The sequence below is a fragment of the Limnohabitans sp. Rim28 genome, assembly GCF_000293865.2.
Taxonomy (GTDB): Bacteria; Pseudomonadota; Gammaproteobacteria; order Burkholderiales; family Burkholderiaceae_C; genus Limnohabitans_A.
Map to the genome: position 1 here is coordinate 110,563 of NZ_ALKN02000010.1, position 20,621 is coordinate 131,183.

Below are 20,621 nucleotides of genomic sequence, written 5' to 3' on the forward strand. Positions count from 1 at the left end.
AGCTTGGGGATCCCCAATTGCTGGTGCGGTGGTCTTGAAGTCGCGGTTTAATCACGCCTTATGAAAAAGACCGATCAAATGAGTTTTTTCGACGCCCCTGTCGATTCGCCTTCTGACCCCGAAGCCATGGCCCAAGCCCTGGCGCAACACCCCGACTTTCGGGTGTTGCGTCGCTTGGTGCCGCACAGCGATTACGGGCCCGTGAATGGGCAGTCCACCCGGCGAGTGATCGTGCTGGACACCGAGACCACGGGGCTGGACAGCAAGAGCGAAAGCATCATCGAGCTGGCCATGTTGTCGGTGTTGGTGGACACCGCAACCGGTTTGCCCGTGGGGCCGGTCACCATTTTCGAATCCTTTGAAGACCCGGGCAAACCGATTCCGCCGCAGATCACCGAAATCACAGGCATCGACGACAGCATGGTCAAGGGCTTGCGCATCGACGACGCGGCCGTGGACGAGTTGGTGGCGCAGGCCGATCTGGTGGTGGCGCACAACGCTGGGTTTGACCGGCCGTTTGTCGAGGCGCGTTTTCCGGTGTTTGCGGCCAAGGCCTGGGGGTGTTCCTTCATGGGCATCGACTGGAAAAAAGAGGGCAGCGGCTCAGCCAAGCTGGAGTTTTTGGCGTCTGAGCGTGGCTGGTTTTACGACGCGCACCGGGCGCAAGTCGATTGCCATGCCTTGTTGCTGGTGCTGGCCTCGCCCTTGGCCGATGGTCAAACCGGTTTGTCGCGGCTTTTGGCCGGGGTGGGGCAGACCCGTTACAAATTGAGGGCCACGGGTGCGCCTTTTGAGTCCAAAGACAAACTCAAAGCCCGCGGGTACCGCTGGGACGGCGAAGGCCGGGTCTGGTGGTGCAGTTTGGCCTCGGACGTTTTGCTGGACGCCGAGTGCGAATGGCTGCGCGATGAGGTTTATGGCCGCCGCAGTGCCCGGGTGCAACTGGAGGCCCTAGACAGCCGGGTGCAATATTCGTCGCGATCAGGGCACTTGTCGGAGCGGACCGTCTGAGTTTTTTACCTTCAAACCCTGGCAAGCGGGGATAATGTCTGGTTGCACGCGCTGCAACCGCGCTTTTTATATTCAGGTTTACACATGGCTCAATACGTATTTTCGATGAACCGGGTGGGCAAGATCGTGCCCCCGAAGCGTCACATCCTCAAAGACATTTCGCTGTCTTTCTTCCCCGGCGCCAAGATTGGCGTGCTGGGCACCAACGGCTCGGGCAAGTCCACTTTGCTCAAGATCATGGCGGGCATCGACAAAGAGATCGAGGGCGAAGCCATTCCGATGGCGGGCCTGAAAATTGGTTATCTGCCCCAGGAGCCTGTGATGGACCCCGAGCAGACCGTCCGTGAAGCGGTTGAAAGCGGCATGGGCGAAGTCAAGGCCGCGCAGGCTCGCCTGGAGGAGGTTTACGCCGCCTACGCCGAAGAAGACGCTGACTTTGACGCCTTGGCCGCTGAGCAAGCCAAACTCGAAGCCATCATCTCCACCGCTGGCGATGCATCCGAGCATCAACTTGAAATCGCCGCCGATGCGTTGCGCCTGCCGGCTTGGGACGCCATCATCGGCAAACTCTCGGGCGGTGAAAAGCGCCGTGTGGCCTTGTGCCGTTTGCTGCTGTCGCGCCCCGACATGTTGTTGCTCGACGAGCCGACCAACCACTTGGACGCTGAAAGCGTGGACTGGCTGGAGCTGTTCTTGCAGCGTTTCTCGGGTACGGTGGTGGCCATCACCCACGACCGTTATTTCTTGGACAACGCCGCCGAGTGGATTTTGGAACTCGACCGGGGCTCTGGCATTCCTTACAAAGGCAACTACTCCAGCTGGTTGGAGCAAAAAGACGCCCGTTTGGCCACTGAGCAGCGCACCGAAGATGCGCGTTCCAAAGCCATGAAGAAAGAATTGGAATGGGCCCGTGCCAATCCTAAAGGCCGTCAGGCCAAGAGCAAGGCGCGTTTGGCTCGCTTCGAAGAGTTGAGCGACCACGACTACCAAAAACGCAATGAGACCCAGGAGATCTTCATCCCTGTGGCCGAGCGTCTGGGCAACGAAGTGTTCGAGTTCAAGAACGTCAGCAAGTCCTTTGGCGACCGTCTGCTGATCGACAACCTGAGTTTTCAGGTGCCTGCGGGTGCCATCGTCGGCATCATCGGCCCCAATGGCGCTGGTAAGTCGACTTTGTTCAAGCTGATCGCGGGCAAAGAGCAACCCGACAGCGGCGAGGTCAAGATCGGCCAGACCGTGCGCATGGCTTTTGTGGACCAGAACCGCGACGATCTGGACAACGACAAAACCGTGTGGGAAGACGTCTCGGGTGGCCTGGACATCATCAACGTGGGCAAGTTCCAGATGCCTAGCCGTGCGTATTGCGGCCGCTTCAACTTCAACGGCGGCGACCAGCAAAAGAAGGTCGGCATGTTGTCGGGCGGTGAGCGTGGCCGTTTGCACCTGGCCAAAACCCTGATCGAGGGCGGCAACGTGCTGCTGCTGGACGAACCCTCCAACGACTTGGACGTGGAAACACTGCGTGCTCTGGAAGACGCACTGCTGGAGTTCGCCGGCTCCATCATGGTCATCAGCCACGACCGTTGGTTCTTAGACCGCATCGCCACGCACATTTTGGCCGCCGAGGGCGATAGCCAGTGGGTGTTCTTTGATGGCAACTACCAAGAGTACGAAGCCGACAAGAAACGCCGTCTTGGCGAAGAGGGTGCCAAGCCCAAGCGCGTGCGCTTCAAAGCACTCAAGTGACGCGCTAAAGCGCTGAAGCGTACAAAGAAAACGGGCCTCAGAGGCCCGTTTTGATGGGCAAGTCTGCGTCAAGCCATGGCGGGTGCTTGCGCCTTTCTGCGCTGAGCGATCAAGGCGGTGAAAAAGCCGTTGAGCCACTGCATGTTGACTGGTTTGGCCATGAAAAGGGTCCCATCGGGCAAGCCGCCCTTGGCCGATATGGCTTCTTGGCTCAGAGCAGAAATCACCAAGCAGGTCATGCGCTGAAATTGCGCCGATTGCTTGAGCGTTTTGAGCAATTCAAAACCGTCCACACCTGGCATGTTCAGGTCAGCAATGAGCACGTCAGGCTGGATGCTGGCCATGTCAATCAAGGCTTCGAGACCCGAGGACATGGCGGTGCAATCGACCGGCATGTCACAGCCGCTACAAAAGTTGCGGATCATTTCCCGCGTCACAGGGTCGTCCTCGACCAACAAAACACGCAGTCGATTTTCCTTGGCTTCTAGCGGACTCAACAGCATGTTGTGCTTTTTTTGGTAGTGGCGAATGGAGGGCATGGAGATACGGCGGTGACCGCCTTGTGTCTTCCACGCATGTAATTCGTTTTTTTCTACCAAGGTCTGAATGGTGCCCACGGACAAACCCAGCAGTTTGGCTGCATAGGTGGTGCCGCAGTAGTCCTCGGGTGTGTAGGGTGTGTCGGATGTGTCGGGTGTTTGCATGGGTTTATTTTAATTACAAAACTGGCAATCCATAAAAAATAAATAAATAATGCCGCATTTTTGGTCAATATTAAACAATCTTGGCGAATCATAAAAAAATTCCGAACCATCTTGGATTTTTTATAGAAACGGTGAACTTGGCTTGTCTTGGTCCCCCTCGCGACAAAGACGGGCCCGTGCAGAAGCAGGGCCACGATTAACATGCTGAGCACTACAAGGAGACATTGAATGCCTGCTCATGCTGCTGTTTGGCCTGCCCGACTGCCTACCCGTTTGTCAGCACCTGTCACATCTTTGTGGATGAATTTGGCCATCAGCGCATGGCGATACCCCGATAAACCGGCCTTGGTCTTTATGGGGCGGGTCTGGTCCTACCGTGAGCTGTTGGCCAGTGCAGAGCAGTTGGCGGGACAACTCAAGGCGCTTGGGGTCAAAGCGGGTGACCGTGTGGTGTTGGACATGCAAAACTGCCCGCAGCTGGTGATCACACACTTTGCGATTTTGCGCATTGACGCCGTGGTGGTGCCGGTGAACCCGATGAACCGGGCCGAAGAGCTCAAGCATTACATCACCGACCCTGACACGAAAGTGGCGGTCACCACCGCCGATTTGGCCCCTGACTTGGCGCAGGCCAGTGAGGCCTTGCCCCCCGAGCAGCGCCTTGAACACATGGTGGTGACGCAATTTACCGATGTCTTTGATCCGGCCAGTGTGGGCCCTGAAGACATGCCAGAAGCTTGGCGGCCTTGGTTGCTGCCGGTGCGCGATTTGCCAAGTTTGAGTTCGGGTCGGGTGCATGCTTGGGCCGCTGTGATGGCGCAACCCGCTGTGGCCATGCAGCCACCTCAAGCCCATACCGACGATTTGGCCATCTTGCCTTACACCAGTGGCACCACAGGCCTGCCCAAGGGTTGCATGCACACGCATGGCACCATCATGCACAACGCCATGTCCAGCGGTTTGTGGGGCAATGGCACCCCGGAAAACGTGACGCTGTGCGTCGTGCCCATGTTCCACATCACTGGCATGGTTTCCGTGATGCACACCAGCATCTTGCTCGGGGCCAGCTTGGTGATCATGCCGCGCTGGGACCGTGATGTGGCGGGGCATTTGATCTCGAAATGGCGCGTGACGCATTGGACCAACATCCCAACCATGGTGATCGACTTGTTGGGCAGCCCCAACATGGCGCGTTATGACCTGAACAGCTTGGTCTACATCGGCGGCGGTGGTGCCGCCATGCCGGAGGCCGTGGCTCAGCGGCTGCGTGACCAATTTGACCTGCGTTACGTAGAAGGTTATGGCTTGACCGAAACCGCCGCCCCTTCACACACCAACCCGCCCGATGCCCCTAAAAAACAGTGCTTGGGGATCCCCTTCATGGGCGTTGAATCGCGCATCGTCGACCCGGAGACCTTGGCTGAATTGCCACCCGGTGAGTCAGGAGAAATCGTGATTTGTGGGCCGCAGGTGTTCAAGGGGTATTGGAAGCGCCCCGAGGCGACTGCCGACGTTTTTTTTGAACGCGATGGCTTTCGTTTTTTCCGCTCTGGCGACATGGGCCGGGTGGACGAGGAGGGCTACTTCTTCATGACCGACCGCTTGAAACGCATGATCAATGCCAGCGGTTTCAAGGTATGGCCTGCCGAGGTCGAGGCCTTGATGTTCCGCCATCCCGCCATCCAAGAGGCCTGCATCATTGCCACCCGCGATGCATACCGGGGTGAATCGGTCAAAGCCGTGGTGGTTTTGCGCCAGGGCCAGCAAGGCCTTGTCAGTGAGCAAGACATCATCGACTGGTGCCGTGAGAACATGGCGGTTTACAAAATGCCCCGCGCCGTGAGTTTTGTCGATGCGCTGCCCAAGAGCGGCAGCGGCAAAGTCATGTGGCGTGCCTTGCAAGAAGCCGAGTTGGCCGCCATGGGGTCGCCAGCAAAAACCTGAACCCCATTGGGTATTGCCATGAGCCTCAGACTTTCTGTACTTGACCAATCCGCTGCCGCCTCTGGGCGTGGTCAGGATGCAACCATCCGCCAGACGCTTGAATTGGCGCAAAAAGCCGAGGCCTGGGGTTATGACCGTTTTTGGGTGAGCGAACACCACAGCCACCCCAGCATCGTGGGCAGCGCCCCCGAAGTCTTGATGGCCGCCATTGCCGCCCGTACCCAGCGCATCCGCATCGGCAGCGCGGGCGTCATGCTGCCGCACTATGCGCCCCTGAAGGTGGCCGAGCAGTTCCGTGTGCTGGACGCACTGGCCCCTGGCCGCATCGATTTGGGGGTGGGCCGTGCCCCCGGCAGCGACGGGCGCACCGCGCAACTGCTCAACCCCGACCGCAGCGCCTCGGAGCGTTTTCCGCAGCAGGTCATGGAAATGCAAGCGTGGGTGAGTGGCCAGAACTTGCCACCCGGCCACCCGGGACACAACGTGTTCGCCTACCCGCTGTCTGAGTCCTCGCCCACGGTTTGGATGTTGGGCAGCTCGGACTATGGCGCCCAGCTGGCCGCGCACCTGGGTTTGCCGTATGCGTTCGCCTATTTCATCACCGACGGGCAGGGCGCTGATGTGGCCCTGCAGATTTACCGCGAAACTTTCCGGCCCAGTGCCGTGCTGCAAAAACCCCACGCTGCCTTGTGTGTTTGGGCCTTGGCCGCCGATTCAGACGAAGAAGCCCTGCGACTGTTTGAGAGCCGTGCCCGCTGGAAGATGGACCGAAATTTGGGCCGCATCGGGGCGCTTTTTTCGCCCGAAGAGGCTGTGCGCGACTACAGCCCGGCCGAGCAATTTGCGCTCGAACGTCTGCGCGAGGGTGCCTTGATCGGTTCGGCCGCCACGGTCGGCCGCAAATTGCGCCAACTGGCTGCGCGGCTGGAGGTGCAAGAGTTGGTGGTCATCACCTGGACGCATGACCCTGCAGCGCAAATGCGCTCTTACGAGTTGCTCGCCCAAGAATTTGAATTGACGTCAAACTCGGCGCTTTGATTTTTTAAACACACAGGATTTTTGACATGTTCACCACCGCAATTGCTGGCAGCTTGCCCAAACCCGCCTGGCTGGCCGAAACCGAAAAGCTCTGGCCCCAGTGGACCACCCAGGGCCCTGAGCTGCAGCAGGCCAAAGCCGACGCCACGCTGTTGTGGATCAAGGCGCAAGAAGACGCAGGCTTGGACGTGATCGGTGACGGCGAGCAAGCGCGCCAGCACTTTGTGCACGGCTTTGTGGAGCAGGTCGAAGGCATCGACTTTGTGAACAAAGTCACCATGGGCATCCGCAACAACCGCTACGACGCGCAAGTGCCGCAAGTCATTGCGCCGCTGCGCCTGAAAGGCCGCGTGCACGCCTTCGAGGCCCAGCTGGCCCGCGCCCACACGAAAAAGAAACTCAAATTCACTTTGCCGGGCCCGATGACCATTGTGGACACCGTGGCCGACCGCTTTTATGGCGACAAGGTCAAGATGGCCATGGCCTTTGCCGAGTTGCTCAACCAGGAAGCCCTGGCGCTGCAAGCCGATGGGGTGGACATCATCCAGTTCGACGAGCCTGCTTTCAACGTTTACATGGACGATGCGGCCGACTGGGGCGTGAAGGCGCTGGAGGTGGCCGCACGCGGCCTGACCTGCACCACGGCGGTTCACATTTGTTATGGCTACGGCATCGAAGCCAACAACAAATGGAAAGAAACACTGGGCCAAGAGTGGCGTCAGTACGAAAAAGTCTTCCCAGCCTTGGCCAAAAGCAGCATCCAGCAAGTCAGCCTCGAATGCATGCACTCGCATGTGCCGATGGAGATGATGAAGCTGCTCGAAGGCAAAGACGTGATGGTGGGTGTGATCGATGTGGCCAACCCGGCCATCGAAACGCCTGAAGAAATCGCTGACACCATTGGTCGTGCCTTGCAGTTCGTGCCCAAGAACCGGTTGATTGCTTGCACCAACTGCGGCCTGGCCCCCATGAGCCGTGCCGTGGCCGAAGCCAAACTCAAGGCCTTGGCTGAAGGTGCGAAACTGGCCAGCCAGCGTTACGCCTGAAACGCCAAATGCTGGCGTGATCTGGGTCCTGCATCAGGTTATGCTCACCTTTTGCCCAGGACTCGGATTGACCCATGCCCCAACAAACGCTGCAGCCCCCTCTGACCTCGCCCGATTGGCTGAATGCCACTTTGGCGGACCAAGGCTTCGCGGTGCTCGGGTCGGCCAGCGTGTGCGCTTTGGCGGGTGTCACTATCGATGCCTTGAAGGCTTTGCAGTCCAGCTGGGATGATTTGCCTCCAGACCAATACCTGAAGGACGGGGGGCGTTACCGCCGCCGCCGCCACGCCAGCTTTGAGTTGACCGGTGCACAGGTGAAAGCCACACCTCACCGGGCCCATTGGCAGCCGCTGTCTTACAACGCCTTGCATGGCGGCATGCAGCGTTGGTTCGATCCCATGGACCCTCAAGTGGTGCAGGCGATCGCATGGCAAAAACTCTTGGCTTGGTTGGGTTCAATCGCCTCTGCCGCACAAGGCGCGCAGACTTGGTACACCGAGGCTCACCAGTTCCGAATTGACACCACCGATGGCATTGGCCGTCCTACGCCCGAAGGGGCCCACCGCGACGGCGTGAATTGGGTGGCGGTGTTCATGGTGGGGCGGCATGGCATCAAAGGCGGTGAGACCCGGGTGTTCGACATGGACAGCCCCAGAGGTCAGCGGTTTACCCTGAGTGAGCCTTGGTCGGTGCTCTTGCTGGACGACAGCCGTGTGATCCACGAGACCACCCCCATTCAGCCTGAACAAGTCGGCGGCTGGCGCGATACTTTGGTGATCACGCTGCGCTCGGGTGGATTTTTGGACGAACCTGCGAGCAAAAACTGAACCCTGTGCGGACCCCAAAACCAAGAGCCCAGTGTGAAAACACCGGGCTCTTGGTTTAAGGGGGTGATCCCGGTAGACCGGGACCCGTGGGCATCACATGCGCTCAAAAATCGCGGCAATGCCTTGACCGCCGCCGATGCACATGGTGACCAAGGCATAACGACCTTGGATGCGCTGCAGCTCGTACAAGGCTTTGACGGTGATCACGGTGCCGGTTGCACCGATGGGGTGTCCCAGCGAAATGCCCGAACCATTGGGGTTGACTTTGGCCGGGTCCAGGCCCAGCTCGCGGGTCACGGCGCAGGCTTGGGCGGCAAAGGCTTCGTTGGCCTCGATCACATCCAGGTCGTTGACCGTGAGGCCCGCTTTTTTCAGGACAGCGTGCGTGGCTGAGATGGGCCCAACACCCATGATTTTGGGGTCCAAGCCGGTATGGGCATAAGCCACCAAGCGGGCCATGGGTTTGGCACCACGCGCCTTGGCTGCACCGGCTTCCATCAGCACCACGGCGGCAGCCGCGTCGTTGATGCCTGAGGCATTGCCTGCGGTCACTGTGCCGTTTTCTTTCACGAACACGGGCTTGAGCTTGGCCATGTCTTCGAGTTTGCAACCAGGGCGGAAATGCTCGTCGGTGGTGTAAGCCACGTCGCCTTTTTTGCTTTTGAGCATGACCGGCATGATCTGGTCTTTGAAGTACCCGGCCGCTGTGGCGCGCTCGGCACGGTTGTGGCTCTCAACAGCCAGCGCGTCTTGCATGTCACGGCTGATGCCGTACTTGGCCGCCACGTTTTCGGCCGTGACGCCCATGTGGATGGTGTGGAAGGGGTCGTGCAGGGCGCCGAGCATCATGTCGACCATTTTGGTGTCACCCATGCGCATGCCCCAGCGTGAGCTCAGGCTCGCATAGGGGGCGCGGCTCATGTTCTCGGCGCCGCCGCCAATGGCGATGTCGCAGTCGCCCAGCAAGATGGACTGGCTGGCGCTGACGATGGCCTGCAGGCCCGAGCCGCACAGGCGGTTGACGTTGAAGGCTGGCGTGGTTTCTGCGCAGCCACCATGGATCGCTGCCATGCGCGACAAGTACATGTCTTTGGGCTCGGTGTTGACCACATGGCCGAACACGACATGGCCTACATCTTGACCATCCACACCGGCTCGGGCCAACGACTCGCGCACCACCTGAGCCGCCAGTTCGGTAGGGGCGATGTCTTTCAGGCTGCCGCCATAGGTACCAATGGCGGTGCGCACACCGCTGACCACAACAACTTCACGACTCATGGGGATGTCTCCAAATTGAAAAGAAATGAAAAAACGGATGCAGAACTATAAAGGGCAGTGTCGGGCGCGATGGCTACAGTGGCCTGACACGCAGGGGTTCAATTTTTTGAAGTGAACAGGCTTTCAACCCCGCACATCGGCCACAGGCACTTGACCGAAGTCAGCCCTTGCCAAATAGCGCAGCACCTGTTCAGCCGCCTGTTCTGGGCTGCTGAGCTGGCCGTTGGCTTTGAGTTGCTCAAACTTGGATTGGTCGGGGAAAGCCTCGCTGGCGGCGCCCCGCAATTGCACTTGCATGTCCGTGTCGATCACGCCGGGGGCAAGCGAGCAGACTTTGGCACCGTTGGCGTGCAGGGCTTCGTCCAGCGCCAAGCAGCGGGTGAAATGGTCCATGCCGGCTTTGGCAGCGCAGTAGCCTGCCTGCGAGGCCATGGGGTGACGGCCCAGACCCGATGAAATATTGAGCACTTTGCGCGGAAGTGTCCAGGCCTGCGTGGTCCCCAAAAACACCGCACTCAAGGCCATGGGCGCTTCCAGCCCAACGCGCAGGGCTTGGGCCAAGTCGGCCGGTTGCGATTGGCGCAGCGGCACAACGGGCGGGATGACCCCCGCGTTGTTGATCAGGGTGGCGCTGGCAAAGCGGGCCGGGTCTTGGCTTTGTAACCAGTCCCGCAAGCGCACACTGACGCCTTCAGCGTCGGCCAAGTCGTGCGCCCATTGCACCAAGTCTTGGCCTGATTTTTGGGCCCTGTTGGCCAGTTCGGGGCTGGCGTTGCGGGAGATGCACAGCAAGGTGTTTCCGGTTGCCAGCAGTTGGCGAGCCAGGCCTAAGCCCATGCCGCGCGAGGCCCCGGTCAGGATGTAAAGGTGGTGTGTCATGCCGACATGTTAGAGGCATCTGAGCAGCCAGGGGTTGCCGCAGTTGACAAGTTCAGCAGCCCTCTCAGTTGCCTTGGGCGGCCCGGATTCGGTTGACCTGCAACGTGGTAACTTCACCCGCTTGGTGACCCCATTGCGTGCGCAGGTGGGTCAGCACCGCGGCGATGTCGTGGTCATGCAGCTCCAGCACGGCAGGCGGCATGCCAAAAGGCCTGGGGTGGCCTTGGGTGGCAGGGCCGTAGCCGCCGTACAGCACCAGTTGCACCAAGTTGGTCGGGTCTTGGAGCAACACGGCGCGGTTGCCTGCCAAAGCCGGGTAGGCCACCTCGCCCGAGGCGGTTTTCATGCCTTCACCCTGTTCGCCGTGGCACTGCAGGCATTGGCGTTCGTAAACCTTGGCCCCTTGGGTGGCCACTTGGGCAGAAACCTGGCCATTGCTGCGGGCCATTTTGGCCGCATCGGGCGCAGGCTGGGTGGCGCGCTGTGCCCGCGACTGGAGGTAAACCGCCATGGCCAGCAGGTCGGCTTCTTTCAGGTGCTGCAGGCTGTGCTGCACCACCTCGCCCATGGGGCCATTGGTTTGGGCCGTGTCGGATGCGCCGGTGCGCAGCAGGCGCACGATGTCGGGCAAGGGCGTGCTGGCCAGGCCGCTTTCGGCATCCTGTGTCAGGTTGGGGGCATACCAGTTGACCACCGGCATCAGGCCGCCCGACAAGTCGTGCACAGGGCCGGTGGCGCCCAGTGCGTTGCGCGGGCTGTGGCAGGCTGCGCAATGGCCCAAACCTTGCACCAGGTAGGCGCCCCGGTTCCATTCGGCGTTGCGCGCTTTGTCTTCTTGAAAAGGACTGGGCTGAAAAAACAAGCTGCGCCACACGGCCAAGGCGGGCTGCGTGCCAAAAGGCCAAACCAAAGTGTGGGCAGCTTGGGCCTGAACCACGGGGGGTTGGCTCTTCAACCAAGCAAAAATCGCATCGCTGTCTTGTCGGGTGACGACGCTGGTGTGGTTGTAAGGAAACGCAGGTGTCAGCAAACGCCCATCTGCAGACCGTCCCCGGTGCATCGCGTGCCAAAAGTCTTGCGAGTTCCATCTTCCCAGGCCTGTGCTGGGGTCTGGCGTGAGGTTGCTGCTGTAGACCCCGCCAAAAGGCGTGTCGATGCGGCGGCTGCCTGCCAAGGGCGTGCCGCCTCGTGTGGTGTGGCAGGCCATGCAGTTGCCCGCCAAGGCCAAGTAGCGGCCTTGATCAATTTGGCTTTGGGTGGCCGTGATCGCCGCAACGGGTGACGGCTTGGCAGGTACCAGCAAGTCGCCCCAGTTGTCCCACAACACGGCGACGGTCAGCACCATCAAGCTGATCAGGGTGACCCATCCCACCCGCCGAAGGGGGTGCGTGCCTGGCCGGTTCACGGACGGGCCCCTTTCAGTGGTTTGGCGGGGCTCTGGGCAGACAGTTCGGGTGCGCTGCCGCAGCGCAGAGCTTCAGGCAAAGCGGGGCCTGCAGGCGGGTGCTCGGCGGGGCGGGTGTCCGCGGGCAAGGCTTGTCTGGCCAGCCAGCTGGACACGGCAATCAAGTCACTGGCCGGCATGCGCTGGACGATTTCAGCCATGCAATCCGGGGCGTGAGCACGTCTTTGACGGGTTTGCCAAGCGCCCAGTTGGGCGTTCAAATAATCAAGGGGCAAGCCCAGCAGCCCAGGCACGTTGGGCTGTACGCCCGTCAATCGTGCCCCATGGCACTGGGTACAAGCCGGCAGGCCCCGCGCGGCGTCGCCCTGCGTGACAAGTTGTCGGCCTCTGGCCAAGCGATCGGGGGAGATGGCGTTGTTGGCTTTGGGGGCGGGGTAGGGCAGTTGCAAATCCGCAAAGTATTGCGCCATCTCGCCCAGATAGGCATCGCTCAAAGGGTCTACCAAGCGCGTCATCAGCTCGTAATGCCGACGGCCTTCGGCGAAATTACGCAATTGGTTGTGCAAATACCCAGCGGGTTTTCCGGCCAATCGCGGGTAATAACCATCGGGGCCGGCCCGACCTTGCTCGCCATGACAAGCGGTGCAGGCCCGGGTGCGTTCGGCCATGTCGTCGGCAAAACGAGGGGGGGTCTGTGCCTGGGCGCCAGCCGCCAACAAGGTCCATGCCAGCCATAGGCTGCGGCTCCAAAACCATCTTGGAGCGTGTTTCAAAATCATCCTCATGCATTGAAGATAACCGATGCGGCGACAATGTTGGGTTTTGCGCCGAATGCCCTGTGCTCCCGGTGCGTTGTTTTTCCATTTCTTCAAGTTCAAGCCATGTCCGATATCCAAGTCCGATTTGCCAAACTCCAAGACGCGCCCGCCGTGGCCGCCTTGCACCTCCATGCCTGCCGCATGGCGTATGCCGGGCAAGTGCCCGATGCCCATTGGGACGCCACACCCATGCCCAAGCGGATCTCGTATTGGAAAGAGGCGATCGAGTACGGCGAGCCGCAAGTCATCGTGGCCACCCAAGGGCAAGACATTGTGGGTTTTGTGGGGTTTGACCGTTCGCGCGACCCCAAGTCCAAAAACACCACGGGAGAGATCTGGGCGATTTACGCCGCCCCAGACCGCATTGGCCAAGGTGTGGGCCTGGCTTTGTGGGACGCGGCCCGCGAAGGCCTGGAAGACGAAGACTGCACCGAAGTGACCGTGTGGTTGCCTTTGCTGCATGAGCAAACATTGCGTTTTCATGACCTGGCCGGTTTCAAACGCGAGATGAACACCGCCCGCACCGTGCCCTTGGGCGGCGTCAAGGTGGAAGAGGTTCGCCTCAAACGCAAGCTGGGCTGACCGTCAAGACATGCAAATCATGCTGGCCCCCATGGAGGGGCTGCTCGACCACACCTTGCGCGATGTGCTGACCCGGGTCGGCGGGGTGGACGTGTGTGTGTCCGAATTCATCCGGGTCACCAACACGGTCTTGCCGCGCCGTGCTTTTGAGCGTGTGGCGCCCGAGTTGCGCAACCAAAGCTGCACGGCTGCCGGGGTGCCGGTCAAGGTGCAGCTCTTGGGTTCGGACCCGATTTGCCTGGCCGACAATGCTGCCGCCCTGGCTGAATTGGCGCCGTATGGCATTGACTTGAACTTTGGCTGTCCAGCCAAAACGGTGAACCAGCACCGCGGCGGTGCGGTCTTGCTGGATGAGCCTGAACTGGTGGGCCAGATCGTGGCGGCGGTTCGCCGGGCTGTACCAGCGCACATTCCAGTGTCGGCCAAGATGCGACTGGGCTACAACGATGACAGCCGCGCCGAGGACTGCGCCTTGGCCATCGAGGCGGCCGGAGCGAGTGAGTTGGTGGTGCATGCCCGCACCAAAGCCCATGGCTACAGGCCACCGGCTTATTGGGACCGTATCGCCGACTTGCGACAGCATGTGCGTTTGCCGATCGTGGCCAATGGCGAAATATGGACCGTGGCCGATGCCTTGCGTTGCCAAGAGGTGACGGGCTGTGATCGTCTGATGATCGGTCGCGGCATGGTGACCGATCCGGGCTTGGCCTTGGCCATTGCACACCAGCGCAGGACTGGCGATGTCCTGTCACCCGGCCAAGGCGTGGCTTGGACTGTGATGCTCGCTTTGATGCAGGTTTTTTGGGTGGGCGTGAGTGCGCGTGTGGCCACTCGCCACCGGGCGGGGCGGCTCAAGCAATGGCTCAACTACATGCGCCGTGTGTACCCTCAAGCACAGCAGGCTTTTGATGACCTGCGCTTGGTGCACGACGCTGACAAGATCGACGCGTGGTTGATGGCGCAGCAGGCAGAGGCTGCGCCTGCAATCCTTCTCGGGTCTTAGGTCTGGTTTTGCGGGGCCATGTGCGCCAGCACTTCTTGGCGCAGGGCCTCGAGCTTGGGCGCCAAAAGAGAATAAGCAGCGCTTAGATCGGCCGCCTTGGCATGCTTACTCATGTCCTCCACTTGCACGACGTGCGCCACCAAGCTGTCTGCACAAAAAACCGGGGCGAAACCCTTGAGTTGATGCAGGATGCGGTTAGCACCCAGCACATCTCCTGTGTCGAGCAGGGCTTGGAGTCGGGGCAAGTCATCGCTCAAGGTCTCATGGAGCGTTTTGAGCAAAGACAACACGTCTTGCTTGTCACCAATGAATTCCATAGCCCGGTCGATGGACAGAAATTCTGGCAATGGCGTGAGGTTCATGGGGCAGACTGAGGTGGGCATGGCGTTGCTGTGAGCACGTTGTTTATGACGGAAGCAAACGCATCCATTTTAGTCAAGCAATGCCGCCAGACCCAACTCTGGCTCAAAGCGTTGGTTGATGAACATCAAACGACTGGGTCCAGGAAAGGCAGCTTGTCTGACGGAGTGGCGTGGGTCGCCCGGGTAGCAGATGGTGCGAACGCCGTCGTGGTCATAAGGTTCGGGCTCGATCACCGGAGGGCGTCGGTTCTGAGCTTCGGCCAGCACACTGTGGGCATTGGGGTGACGGCTCAGGTGCACCAAACTCATGATTTGGGGAGGAGCCAACTCGATCTCTCGGTTCCAGTAACGCAATAGCGCATCGCGAGGGTTGATCCACAGGACTTCCGTGGCTTCATGGTTGTCGTGCTCAGCCAACTGGTCATCGGGCACTTGGGTGACAAAAAAGCGTGTGTCAAAGCGCTTGTTCGTCACCGAAGCTTTGCGCGGCGTGATCCATCTGCACCAAGGCAGCAGCGCATCGGTGTGCAATGACAACGCTTGGGCTTGAAAGGCAGCATGCCAGCTTTGACCGCTGCGCAGCGCTTGCAGCAATTGACTGGCTTGGAGCATGGGATGCGATGTGCAGCCGAGCAGCACCCGGCATTCTTCGTAAGCCTCACGCATGGCAGCCACAAACAGACCAGAAGCACGTTCGCTTGGCAAGTCAGGTTCGTTCAGCCTTTCGTGCAGCGTGGCGCTGTCTTGGCTCAAGCGTTGTTGCCAGAGCGGGTCTTGGTCCTCTGGGTCGAGCTTGCCACCGGGAAAGACATAAACCCCGCCCAGCACATTCGAGGCCTGGTGCCTGCGCATCAGCAGCACCTGCAGGCCAGCAGGCCCATCACGCAGCATCACCACTGTGGCGGCGTCCAAAGGTGGGGCGGTCAAGATTTCGGTGTTCAGTTGCATGAGGGTGTCAATCGGGTAACAGCCAACGCCGTGGCGCTGGTTTAAAGTGAAGTCAAAGACGTTTCAAACAGCGTCTAAAAAGCATGTCAATCAGGTTAGCAGATGAATCAGGGGCCATGTGTCGCCTGTTTGTAGCCCCATCATTTCAAGTCACAAGGAAAGATTCATGAGCATCGATTTCAAAGGCCGAGTCGCCATCGTCACAGGCGCAGGCGGCGGTTTGGGTCAGCAGCACGCGCTGGCGCTGGCCGCACGCGGCGCCAAAGTGTTGGTCAACGATTTGGGCGGTGATGTGCATGGCCAAGGCGGCTCGGTGTCAGCGGCACAAGCTGTGGTGAATGAAATTCGTGCAGCAGGCGGTGAGGCGCTGGCCAACGGCGCATCGGTCACTGACTTCGAGGCCGTGAAAGCCATGGTTCAGCAAGCGGTAGACGCTTGGGGCAGGGTCGACATTTTGGTCAACAACGCCGGCATCTTGCGCGATAAGAGCTTTGCCAAGATGGATTTGGCCGACTTCAAGCTGGTCATGGACGTGCACGTCATGGGCGCAGTGCACTGCACCAAAGCCGTGTGGCCCATCATGCAGGCGCAAAACTACGGCCGCATCGTCATGACCACATCCTCAAGTGGCCTGTATGGCAATTTTGGTCAAGCCAATTACGGCGCGGCCAAGATGGCGCTGGCGGGCTTGATGCAAACGCTGTCCATCGAGGGCGAGAAACACCACATTCGGGTCAACTGTCTGGCGCCCACGGCGGCCACCCGCATGACCGAAGGCCTGATGCCCGAGGCCGTGCTGCAAGCCCTGGACCCCAGCGCTGTGGTACCCGCCATGTTGGTCATGGCCAGCGAAGATGCGCCCAACCGCACCATCATTTGCGCAGGTGCCGGCAGTTTTGAGGTGTCGCACATCACCTTGACTCAGGGCGTGTATTTGGGCGCCGGCAACGATACTGCCGAGCGCCTGTTGGCAGCCATGGCACAAGTCACTGACCGTGCGGGCGAGATGGTGCCGCGTTCTGGTTCCGAACAAGGGACCCTGGAAGTGGGCAAGGCCATGCAAGCGCATCGCGCGGCATAAGATCTGTCGCCGCTTCCATGTCTCTGGCCTGACCGGATCAACGGCCGTGATAAGTGCGTGCTGTTTCCCAGGCAACGGTTTGAAGGTGGCGCGCCACATCCGCAGGCAGACCGGCGGTGTATTTGCTGCCCACGGGATTCACGTTCCAGACCGACGCAACAAGCGTTGCCGCCGCAAGGTAGCTGCCAGCCAGGCTGGGGTGACGCTTGTCAGGCACATACAGATGGATGTCCGGTCGCTTGGCAATGGACTCGGCAAAGGCCAGGCCGGCGGGAACGACATGCGCATTGTTCTGGCGACCTGCTTCTGTGTAGGCATCTGCCAAGCCCTTGGTCATCTCCGGTTTGTCTGCGTAAGCCCAAGTCATGAGGAACATGGGCTCCACGCCCTTGGATCGTGCAGTGACCGAATGTCGTTTTGCGTAGTCGAAAAACACCTTCGACAAAGTAGGGTGTACGGGACACTGGCTGCAATCCATCAAAAGCACGGAGTCGTACTGGCGACCGGGTGGGTTGAATCGGACTTCGTTGTCGCCGACAAATGAGTAGCGACCCAATCCATCTGGGCGCAGATAGGATTCAAGGTCGTGCCAGTCGATGCCCGAACCGCTGATCGTCAGGGATGTCGAGCGGTGTTGCGCAGCCTGTGCGTTCTCTGAGCCGCGCGCCAACAGGCTGACTGTCCCGTGCAAGCTGTTGTTGTAGTACATGAAGCTGTTGCCCACGTACAGCAGAGACCGTGGTGGATTGGCTGTCGCGGCTTTGACCATCGTCAATGCAGGCGCATTCGCTGCCGAGGGCATGGTGCCTGTGCCAGCGCATGCGAGCAGGAAAAAAGGTGCCAACAGCACGGTAAAAAATTTCGTCAAACGACAGACCATGGGTGCCTCCCAAAAAACCCATCTTAATGTCAAATATCGCAAATATGTTGTTTAAAACATAAAAACCGATCTTGAGGTATCCGTTTTGATGACGGCCAAGCGCAAGCGAAGCTGATCGAAAAAACGGGGGAATGCGGGTTTTGGCTGGGTCTAAGCTAGATGCATGTGCCGTCGGCACGCAACTTTTTCATTCGGTCTAAAAGCGCAGAGCCATTGGCATAAGACCTGACTTTTGCATTGGCCAAAAACGGATTTCTCAAACCCGCTTGATCAATTCGGGCGATCACCCTCAATGTCTGCTCAGCCACCAGTTTGCCATTGGCACAGATGGCTTTTTTGTTTTGCTCAGTGACTGGGGCAAGACATGGTTTGAGATAAATGTCCAGCCTGTTGTCGAGGCTCAATAGTTCACTGTTTTGACTGATGTGGTTGACAGGCGTTGTTTGCAATGCATCCGGCAATTGAGCGCAATTTTCGGTGGCCAAGGCCGGAAGGGTGAACGCCATGCTGGCGGCGAGCACAAGCGTGAAGGCACTGACTCTCATTTCTTGATTCCTGTTTTCTATTCAGGTGGATGGTATCACTGGATAAATGAAACCCGTTGTGGTCAGAACTCATCGTTTTGTGGTTCACGCCACTCGGGTTGGGCAGTGCCATGGCAAAAAAATCAATAGATTGCCGCGCCAATTGACGCCCCAAAAAAATGACACAGGCAAATTGCCGCAATTGACGCGTTGACTTTAATTAAAAAAACACCAATAAAGAATAATAAAGAAAGAAAATTGAATTTCCCCTGCTGGATAATTTTTAACTTAATCAGACGTGATAAATCTCCTCATTTAATCCACATAATGATGCTGAGGATCAAGCCACTTATGACAGAGGAAATGCTATGAAATTTTTCCATACCGATGTCGGTTTACGACAAGCCGGTGATGTGTTGGAGGTCACGATCTCTTCGGTTGCCAATGTGCGGCTGATGGACACCAACAACTTCAATAACTACAAAAATGGCATGAAACACATTTACACAGGCGGCCTCGCTCATGAGTCTCCCATCCGCCTGACCGTTCCGACATTTGGGCATTGGCATTTGGCAATAGACATCAATGGCGTAGAGGGTTCCAACGGGCTCAAAGCCAGCGTGAAAGTGTTACATACCTAAACAGTCGGCTTGAGTTCAGTTCGACATCCATGCAGTGCAGTTAGTCGTTCGCATTGCGCATTCCCTTCAACTCATTCAGACTGTCTAACCAAGGATGTCATGGGGAGCGGCGTTTCGCGGCACTTGAATCCCCGAACTGAACTGGTCGACCAGATCGCGAGCGTATCAATGAGCACACAACACAAAATCGTCATCGTGGGTGGCGGCGCAGGCGGTCTGGAACTCGCCACCCGACTGGGGCGCGCCTATGGACGGCGTCAACGGGCGGTTATCACTCTGGTCGATAAAAACCGCACCCATATTTGGAAACCCAAGTTGCATGAAATCGCCTCGGGCAGCATGGACTTGGGCGACCATCAAGTGGATTACATGGCGCAAGCCCATTGGAACCACTTCACCTTTCGGATTGGCGAGCTCAAAGGGCTTGACCGTTCCAACAAAACCATCGAGCTTGCGCCTTATGTGGATGAGCAGGGGCGGGCGGTGACGCCCACCCAATACCTCCACTACGACACCCTGGTGATTTGCATTGGCAGCTTGAGCAATGACTTCGGCACCCAAGGCGTCAAAGAGCATGCCTTGAAGTTGGAAACCCAGCATGACGCCAAGTCGTTTCACTCCAGGATGGTCAATGCCTGTATCCGCGCGCACAACCAGGCCGGGGTGATCCACAAACGCCAATTGCATGTGGCCATCATCGGCGCGGGCGCCACGGGGGTGGAGTTGGCTGCAGAGTTGCACCGAACCACGCGCGAGGTGGTTGCTTTCGGACTGGACCGCATCGATGTGGACAAGGACATCAAAGTCAGCTTGATCGAGGCGGCCGACCGCATTTTGCCGGCCTTGCCACCACGCATGTCCCAAGCCACGGAGCACCTTCTGTCCCGTCTGGGTGTTCAAGTGCTCACCAGCTCTAAGGTGATGGAGGTCTCGTCCATGGGCATTCGATTGGCGGATGGCCGCGAGATCGAATCCGAACTGGTGGTGTGGGCCGCAGGCGTGAAAGCGCCTGACTTTCTGAAAGACTTTGGTGGGCTGGAAACCAACCGGATCAACCAGCTGGTGGTCCAAGACACGCTGCAAACCACACGCGACCCCGATATTTTTGCCTTGGGTGATTGCGCGGCTTGCCCCTGCTCCGATGCCGATGGCGGACGGGCCGGCATTGTGCCGCCGCGAGCACAGGCAGCGCATCAGCAGGCGACGCACATGTGGCGTCAAATTCAACGCCGCCTGGCCAAGCAGCCCCTCAAGCCCTACCGCTACAAGGACTTTGGCTCACTGGTGTCGCTGGGCAAGTTCAGCACAGTGGGCAACATGATGGGCGGCTTGATCGGCAAGAGTCTGATGATCGAGGGCTACTTTGCCAAGCTCATGTACCTGTCTTTGTACAAACTGCATGAACTCGCCATTCACGGCATCTTCAAAACCACGCTCTTTACCCTGTCGCGCATGATCACCAAACAAACCAATCCCACGGTGAAGCTGCATTGAGCCCAGAAAGATGCTGTTTACGCCCTGTACCAAGCCAATCACAGCCATGCCGCCTAAGGGGGGCTGAATGCCTGCAGATGCTGACATGAAAAATTCACCGCCTTGGAGATCACCGGTTCGGGTTGTGTCTGACACCTTGTACCGCAGCTTGTGGCCGTGACTCAGTTCTACAGGCCCTATTGGCTGGGCAAGAGGATGATCACCAGGTGATTGCTCAGCCGTGTGAGATAGACTCGTAAAACGGTTCATTTGATTTTTTAAACACAGCTTGCATGAAATCCATTGAAAACTTATTAGAAGCCTTGATTTTCAACAGTCGCTGGCTGTTGGCCCCCTTTTACCTGGGGTTGGTGATCGGCATCGTGATGTTGTTGGTGAAGTTCACGCAAGAACTTTTTCACGTGTTGCCT

The 20,621-nt window shown here is 58.8% G+C and carries 21 protein-coding genes; 12 read left to right on the plus strand and 9 right to left on the minus strand.

The features are described from left to right. The first annotated feature begins 60 nt into the window (after window positions 1-60). Window positions 61-1,011, plus strand: a complete 951-nt coding sequence (locus tag B472_RS12450) for a 3'-5' exonuclease (protein WP_019427739.1) — start codon at window positions 61-63, stop codon at window positions 1,009-1,011. An 84-nt stretch (window positions 1,012-1,095) separates the two neighbouring features. Then, window positions 1,096-2,757: an energy-dependent translational throttle protein EttA gene (ettA, locus tag B472_RS12455; RefSeq protein ID WP_026039691.1), complete on the plus strand. Its 1,662-nt coding sequence runs from the start codon at window positions 1,096-1,098 to the stop codon at window positions 2,755-2,757. A 68-nt stretch (window positions 2,758-2,825) separates the two neighbouring features. Here the strand turns inward: ettA and B472_RS12460 are convergent, their stop codons facing one another. After that, entirely contained in the window at window positions 2,826-3,461 is a 636-nt protein-coding gene (locus B472_RS12460; RefSeq protein WP_019427741.1) for a response regulator, read from the minus strand. A 228-nt stretch (window positions 3,462-3,689) separates the two neighbouring features. Here B472_RS12460 and B472_RS12465 point away from each other — a divergent pair, with 228 nt between their 5' ends. The 4 genes from B472_RS12465 to B472_RS12480 all read left to right on the plus strand — a co-directional run bounded on the left by B472_RS12465 (window position 3,690) and on the right by B472_RS12480 (window position 8,316). Then, on the plus strand, window positions 3,690-5,405 hold the full coding sequence (locus tag B472_RS12465) for a long-chain fatty acid--CoA ligase (protein WP_026039692.1): 1,716 nt from the start codon (window positions 3,690-3,692) through the stop codon (window positions 5,403-5,405). A gap of 18 nt (window positions 5,406-5,423) precedes the next feature. Next, window positions 5,424-6,443, plus strand: coding sequence for an LLM class flavin-dependent oxidoreductase (locus B472_RS12470; RefSeq protein ID WP_026039693.1), 1,020 nt, complete (start codon window positions 5,424-5,426; stop codon window positions 6,441-6,443). Window positions 6,444-6,469: 26 nt separating this feature from the next. Beyond that, on the plus strand, window positions 6,470-7,489 hold the full coding sequence (locus tag B472_RS12475) for a methionine synthase (RefSeq protein WP_019427744.1): 1,020 nt from the start codon (window positions 6,470-6,472) through the stop codon (window positions 7,487-7,489). Between the two features lie 74 nt (window positions 7,490-7,563). Further along, window positions 7,564-8,316 (plus strand): 2OG-Fe dioxygenase family protein, encoded by a 753-nt coding sequence (locus tag B472_RS12480; protein WP_019427745.1) that lies wholly within the window; start codon window positions 7,564-7,566, stop codon window positions 8,314-8,316. Between the two features lie 93 nt (window positions 8,317-8,409). Here B472_RS12480 and bktB read toward each other — a convergent pair whose 3' ends face one another. The 4 genes from bktB to B472_RS12500 all read right to left on the minus strand — a co-directional run bounded on the left by bktB (window position 8,410) and on the right by B472_RS12500 (window position 12,657). Then, complete coding sequence (gene bktB, locus B472_RS12485; RefSeq protein WP_019427746.1) at window positions 8,410-9,594, minus strand: beta-ketothiolase BktB; 1,185 nt, start codon at window positions 9,592-9,594, stop codon at window positions 8,410-8,412. A gap of 123 nt (window positions 9,595-9,717) precedes the next feature. Beyond that, window positions 9,718-10,473, minus strand: coding sequence for an SDR family NAD(P)-dependent oxidoreductase (locus B472_RS12490; protein WP_019427747.1), 756 nt, complete (start codon window positions 10,471-10,473; stop codon window positions 9,718-9,720). A 64-nt stretch (window positions 10,474-10,537) separates the two neighbouring features. Continuing rightward, window positions 10,538-11,818 (minus strand): c-type cytochrome, encoded by a 1,281-nt coding sequence (locus B472_RS12495; protein ID WP_050995474.1) that lies wholly within the window; start codon window positions 11,816-11,818, stop codon window positions 10,538-10,540. Window positions 11,819-11,874: 56 nt separating this feature from the next. Further along, window positions 11,875-12,657, minus strand: coding sequence for a c-type cytochrome (locus B472_RS12500; protein WP_050995470.1), 783 nt, complete (start codon window positions 12,655-12,657; stop codon window positions 11,875-11,877). Between the two features lie 102 nt (window positions 12,658-12,759). Between B472_RS12500 and B472_RS12505 the strand changes: the two genes are divergently transcribed. Beyond that, window positions 12,760-13,278 (plus strand): GNAT family N-acetyltransferase, encoded by a 519-nt coding sequence (locus tag B472_RS12505; RefSeq protein WP_019427750.1) that lies wholly within the window; start codon window positions 12,760-12,762, stop codon window positions 13,276-13,278. 10 nt (window positions 13,279-13,288) lie between these two features. Then, the gene (locus tag B472_RS12510) at window positions 13,289-14,281 is read left to right on the plus strand and encodes a tRNA-dihydrouridine synthase (RefSeq protein WP_019427751.1); all 993 of its coding nucleotides are present in this window, start codon (window positions 13,289-13,291) and stop codon (window positions 14,279-14,281) included. Here the strand turns inward: B472_RS12510 and B472_RS12515 are convergent. After that, window positions 14,278-14,664, minus strand: a complete 387-nt coding sequence (locus B472_RS12515; protein WP_019427752.1) for an Hpt domain-containing protein — start codon at window positions 14,662-14,664, stop codon at window positions 14,278-14,280. The genes B472_RS12510 and B472_RS12515 overlap by 4 nt on opposite strands. A gap of 48 nt (window positions 14,665-14,712) precedes the next feature. Next, complete coding sequence (locus tag B472_RS12520; protein ID WP_019427753.1) at window positions 14,713-15,591, minus strand: hypothetical protein; 879 nt, start codon at window positions 15,589-15,591, stop codon at window positions 14,713-14,715. Window positions 15,592-15,757: 166 nt separating this feature from the next. Between B472_RS12520 and B472_RS12525 the strand changes: the two genes are divergently transcribed. Further along, window positions 15,758-16,672 carry an SDR family NAD(P)-dependent oxidoreductase gene (locus B472_RS12525; RefSeq protein ID WP_019427754.1) on the plus strand — a complete coding sequence of 305 codons (915 nt, stop codon included), beginning with the start codon at window positions 15,758-15,760 and terminating at the stop codon, window positions 16,670-16,672. A 37-nt stretch (window positions 16,673-16,709) separates the two neighbouring features. Here B472_RS12525 and B472_RS12530 read toward each other — a convergent pair whose 3' ends face one another. Further along, on the minus strand, window positions 16,710-17,552 hold the full coding sequence (locus tag B472_RS12530; RefSeq protein WP_019427755.1) for a hypothetical protein: 843 nt from the start codon (window positions 17,550-17,552) through the stop codon (window positions 16,710-16,712). 155 nt (window positions 17,553-17,707) lie between these two features. Further along, window positions 17,708-18,037 (minus strand): hypothetical protein, encoded by a 330-nt coding sequence (locus tag B472_RS12535; RefSeq protein WP_133176091.1) that lies wholly within the window; start codon window positions 18,035-18,037, stop codon window positions 17,708-17,710. Window positions 18,038-18,444: 407 nt separating this feature from the next. On the opposite strand from B472_RS12535, the gene B472_RS12540 reads away from it, so the two are divergent. The 3 genes from B472_RS12540 to B472_RS12550 form a co-directional block, all read left to right on the plus strand. Beyond that, window positions 18,445-18,717, plus strand: a complete 273-nt coding sequence (locus B472_RS12540) for a DUF1883 domain-containing protein (RefSeq protein WP_019427758.1) — start codon at window positions 18,445-18,447, stop codon at window positions 18,715-18,717. A gap of 168 nt (window positions 18,718-18,885) precedes the next feature. Further along, window positions 18,886-20,211 (plus strand): NAD(P)/FAD-dependent oxidoreductase, encoded by a 1,326-nt coding sequence (locus B472_RS12545; protein ID WP_019427759.1) that lies wholly within the window; start codon window positions 18,886-18,888, stop codon window positions 20,209-20,211. A 272-nt stretch (window positions 20,212-20,483) separates the two neighbouring features. Continuing rightward, window positions 20,484-20,621, plus strand: a 138-nt coding sequence (locus tag B472_RS12550) for a YqhA family protein (RefSeq protein WP_040506024.1), incomplete at its 3' end; no start/stop codon positions are given.

Coding starts and splice junctions, on each gene's coding strand:
- B472_RS12490 (WP_019427747.1), bottom strand. CDS start 10,473: ATGACACACCACCTTTACATCCTGACCGGGGCCTCGCGCGGCATGGGC.
- B472_RS12475 (WP_019427744.1), top strand. CDS start 6,470: ATGTTCACCACCGCAATTGCTGGCAGCTTGCCCAAACCCGCCTGGCTG.
- B472_RS12510 (WP_019427751.1), top strand. CDS start 13,289: ATGCAAATCATGCTGGCCCCCATGGAGGGGCTGCTCGACCACACCTTG.
- B472_RS12450 (WP_019427739.1), top strand. CDS start 61: ATGAAAAAGACCGATCAAATGAGTTTTTTCGACGCCCCTGTCGATTCG.
- bktB (WP_019427746.1), bottom strand. CDS start 9,594: ATGAGTCGTGAAGTTGTTGTGGTCAGCGGTGTGCGCACCGCCATTGGT.
- B472_RS12480 (WP_019427745.1), top strand. CDS start 7,564: ATGCCCCAACAAACGCTGCAGCCCCCTCTGACCTCGCCCGATTGGCTG.
- B472_RS12540 (WP_019427758.1), top strand. CDS start 18,445: ATGAAATTTTTCCATACCGATGTCGGTTTACGACAAGCCGGTGATGTG.
- ettA (WP_026039691.1), top strand. CDS start 1,096: ATGGCTCAATACGTATTTTCGATGAACCGGGTGGGCAAGATCGTGCCC.
- B472_RS12495 (WP_050995474.1), bottom strand. CDS start 11,818: ATGGTGCTGACCGTCGCCGTGTTGTGGGACAACTGGGGCGACTTGCTG.
- B472_RS12470 (WP_026039693.1), top strand. CDS start 5,424: ATGAGCCTCAGACTTTCTGTACTTGACCAATCCGCTGCCGCCTCTGGG.
- B472_RS12530 (WP_019427755.1), bottom strand. CDS start 17,552: ATGGTCTGTCGTTTGACGAAATTTTTTACCGTGCTGTTGGCACCTTTT.
- B472_RS12465 (WP_026039692.1), top strand. CDS start 3,690: ATGCCTGCTCATGCTGCTGTTTGGCCTGCCCGACTGCCTACCCGTTTG.
- B472_RS12515 (WP_019427752.1), bottom strand. CDS start 14,664: ATGCCCACCTCAGTCTGCCCCATGAACCTCACGCCATTGCCAGAATTT.
- B472_RS12525 (WP_019427754.1), top strand. CDS start 15,758: ATGAGCATCGATTTCAAAGGCCGAGTCGCCATCGTCACAGGCGCAGGC.
- B472_RS12505 (WP_019427750.1), top strand. CDS start 12,760: ATGTCCGATATCCAAGTCCGATTTGCCAAACTCCAAGACGCGCCCGCC.
- B472_RS12460 (WP_019427741.1), bottom strand. CDS start 3,461: ATGCAAACACCCGACACATCCGACACACCCTACACACCCGAGGACTAC.
- B472_RS12520 (WP_019427753.1), bottom strand. CDS start 15,591: ATGCAACTGAACACCGAAATCTTGACCGCCCCACCTTTGGACGCCGCC.
- B472_RS12500 (WP_050995470.1), bottom strand. CDS start 12,657: ATGATTTTGAAACACGCTCCAAGATGGTTTTGGAGCCGCAGCCTATGG.
- B472_RS12545 (WP_019427759.1), top strand. CDS start 18,886: ATGAGCACACAACACAAAATCGTCATCGTGGGTGGCGGCGCAGGCGGT.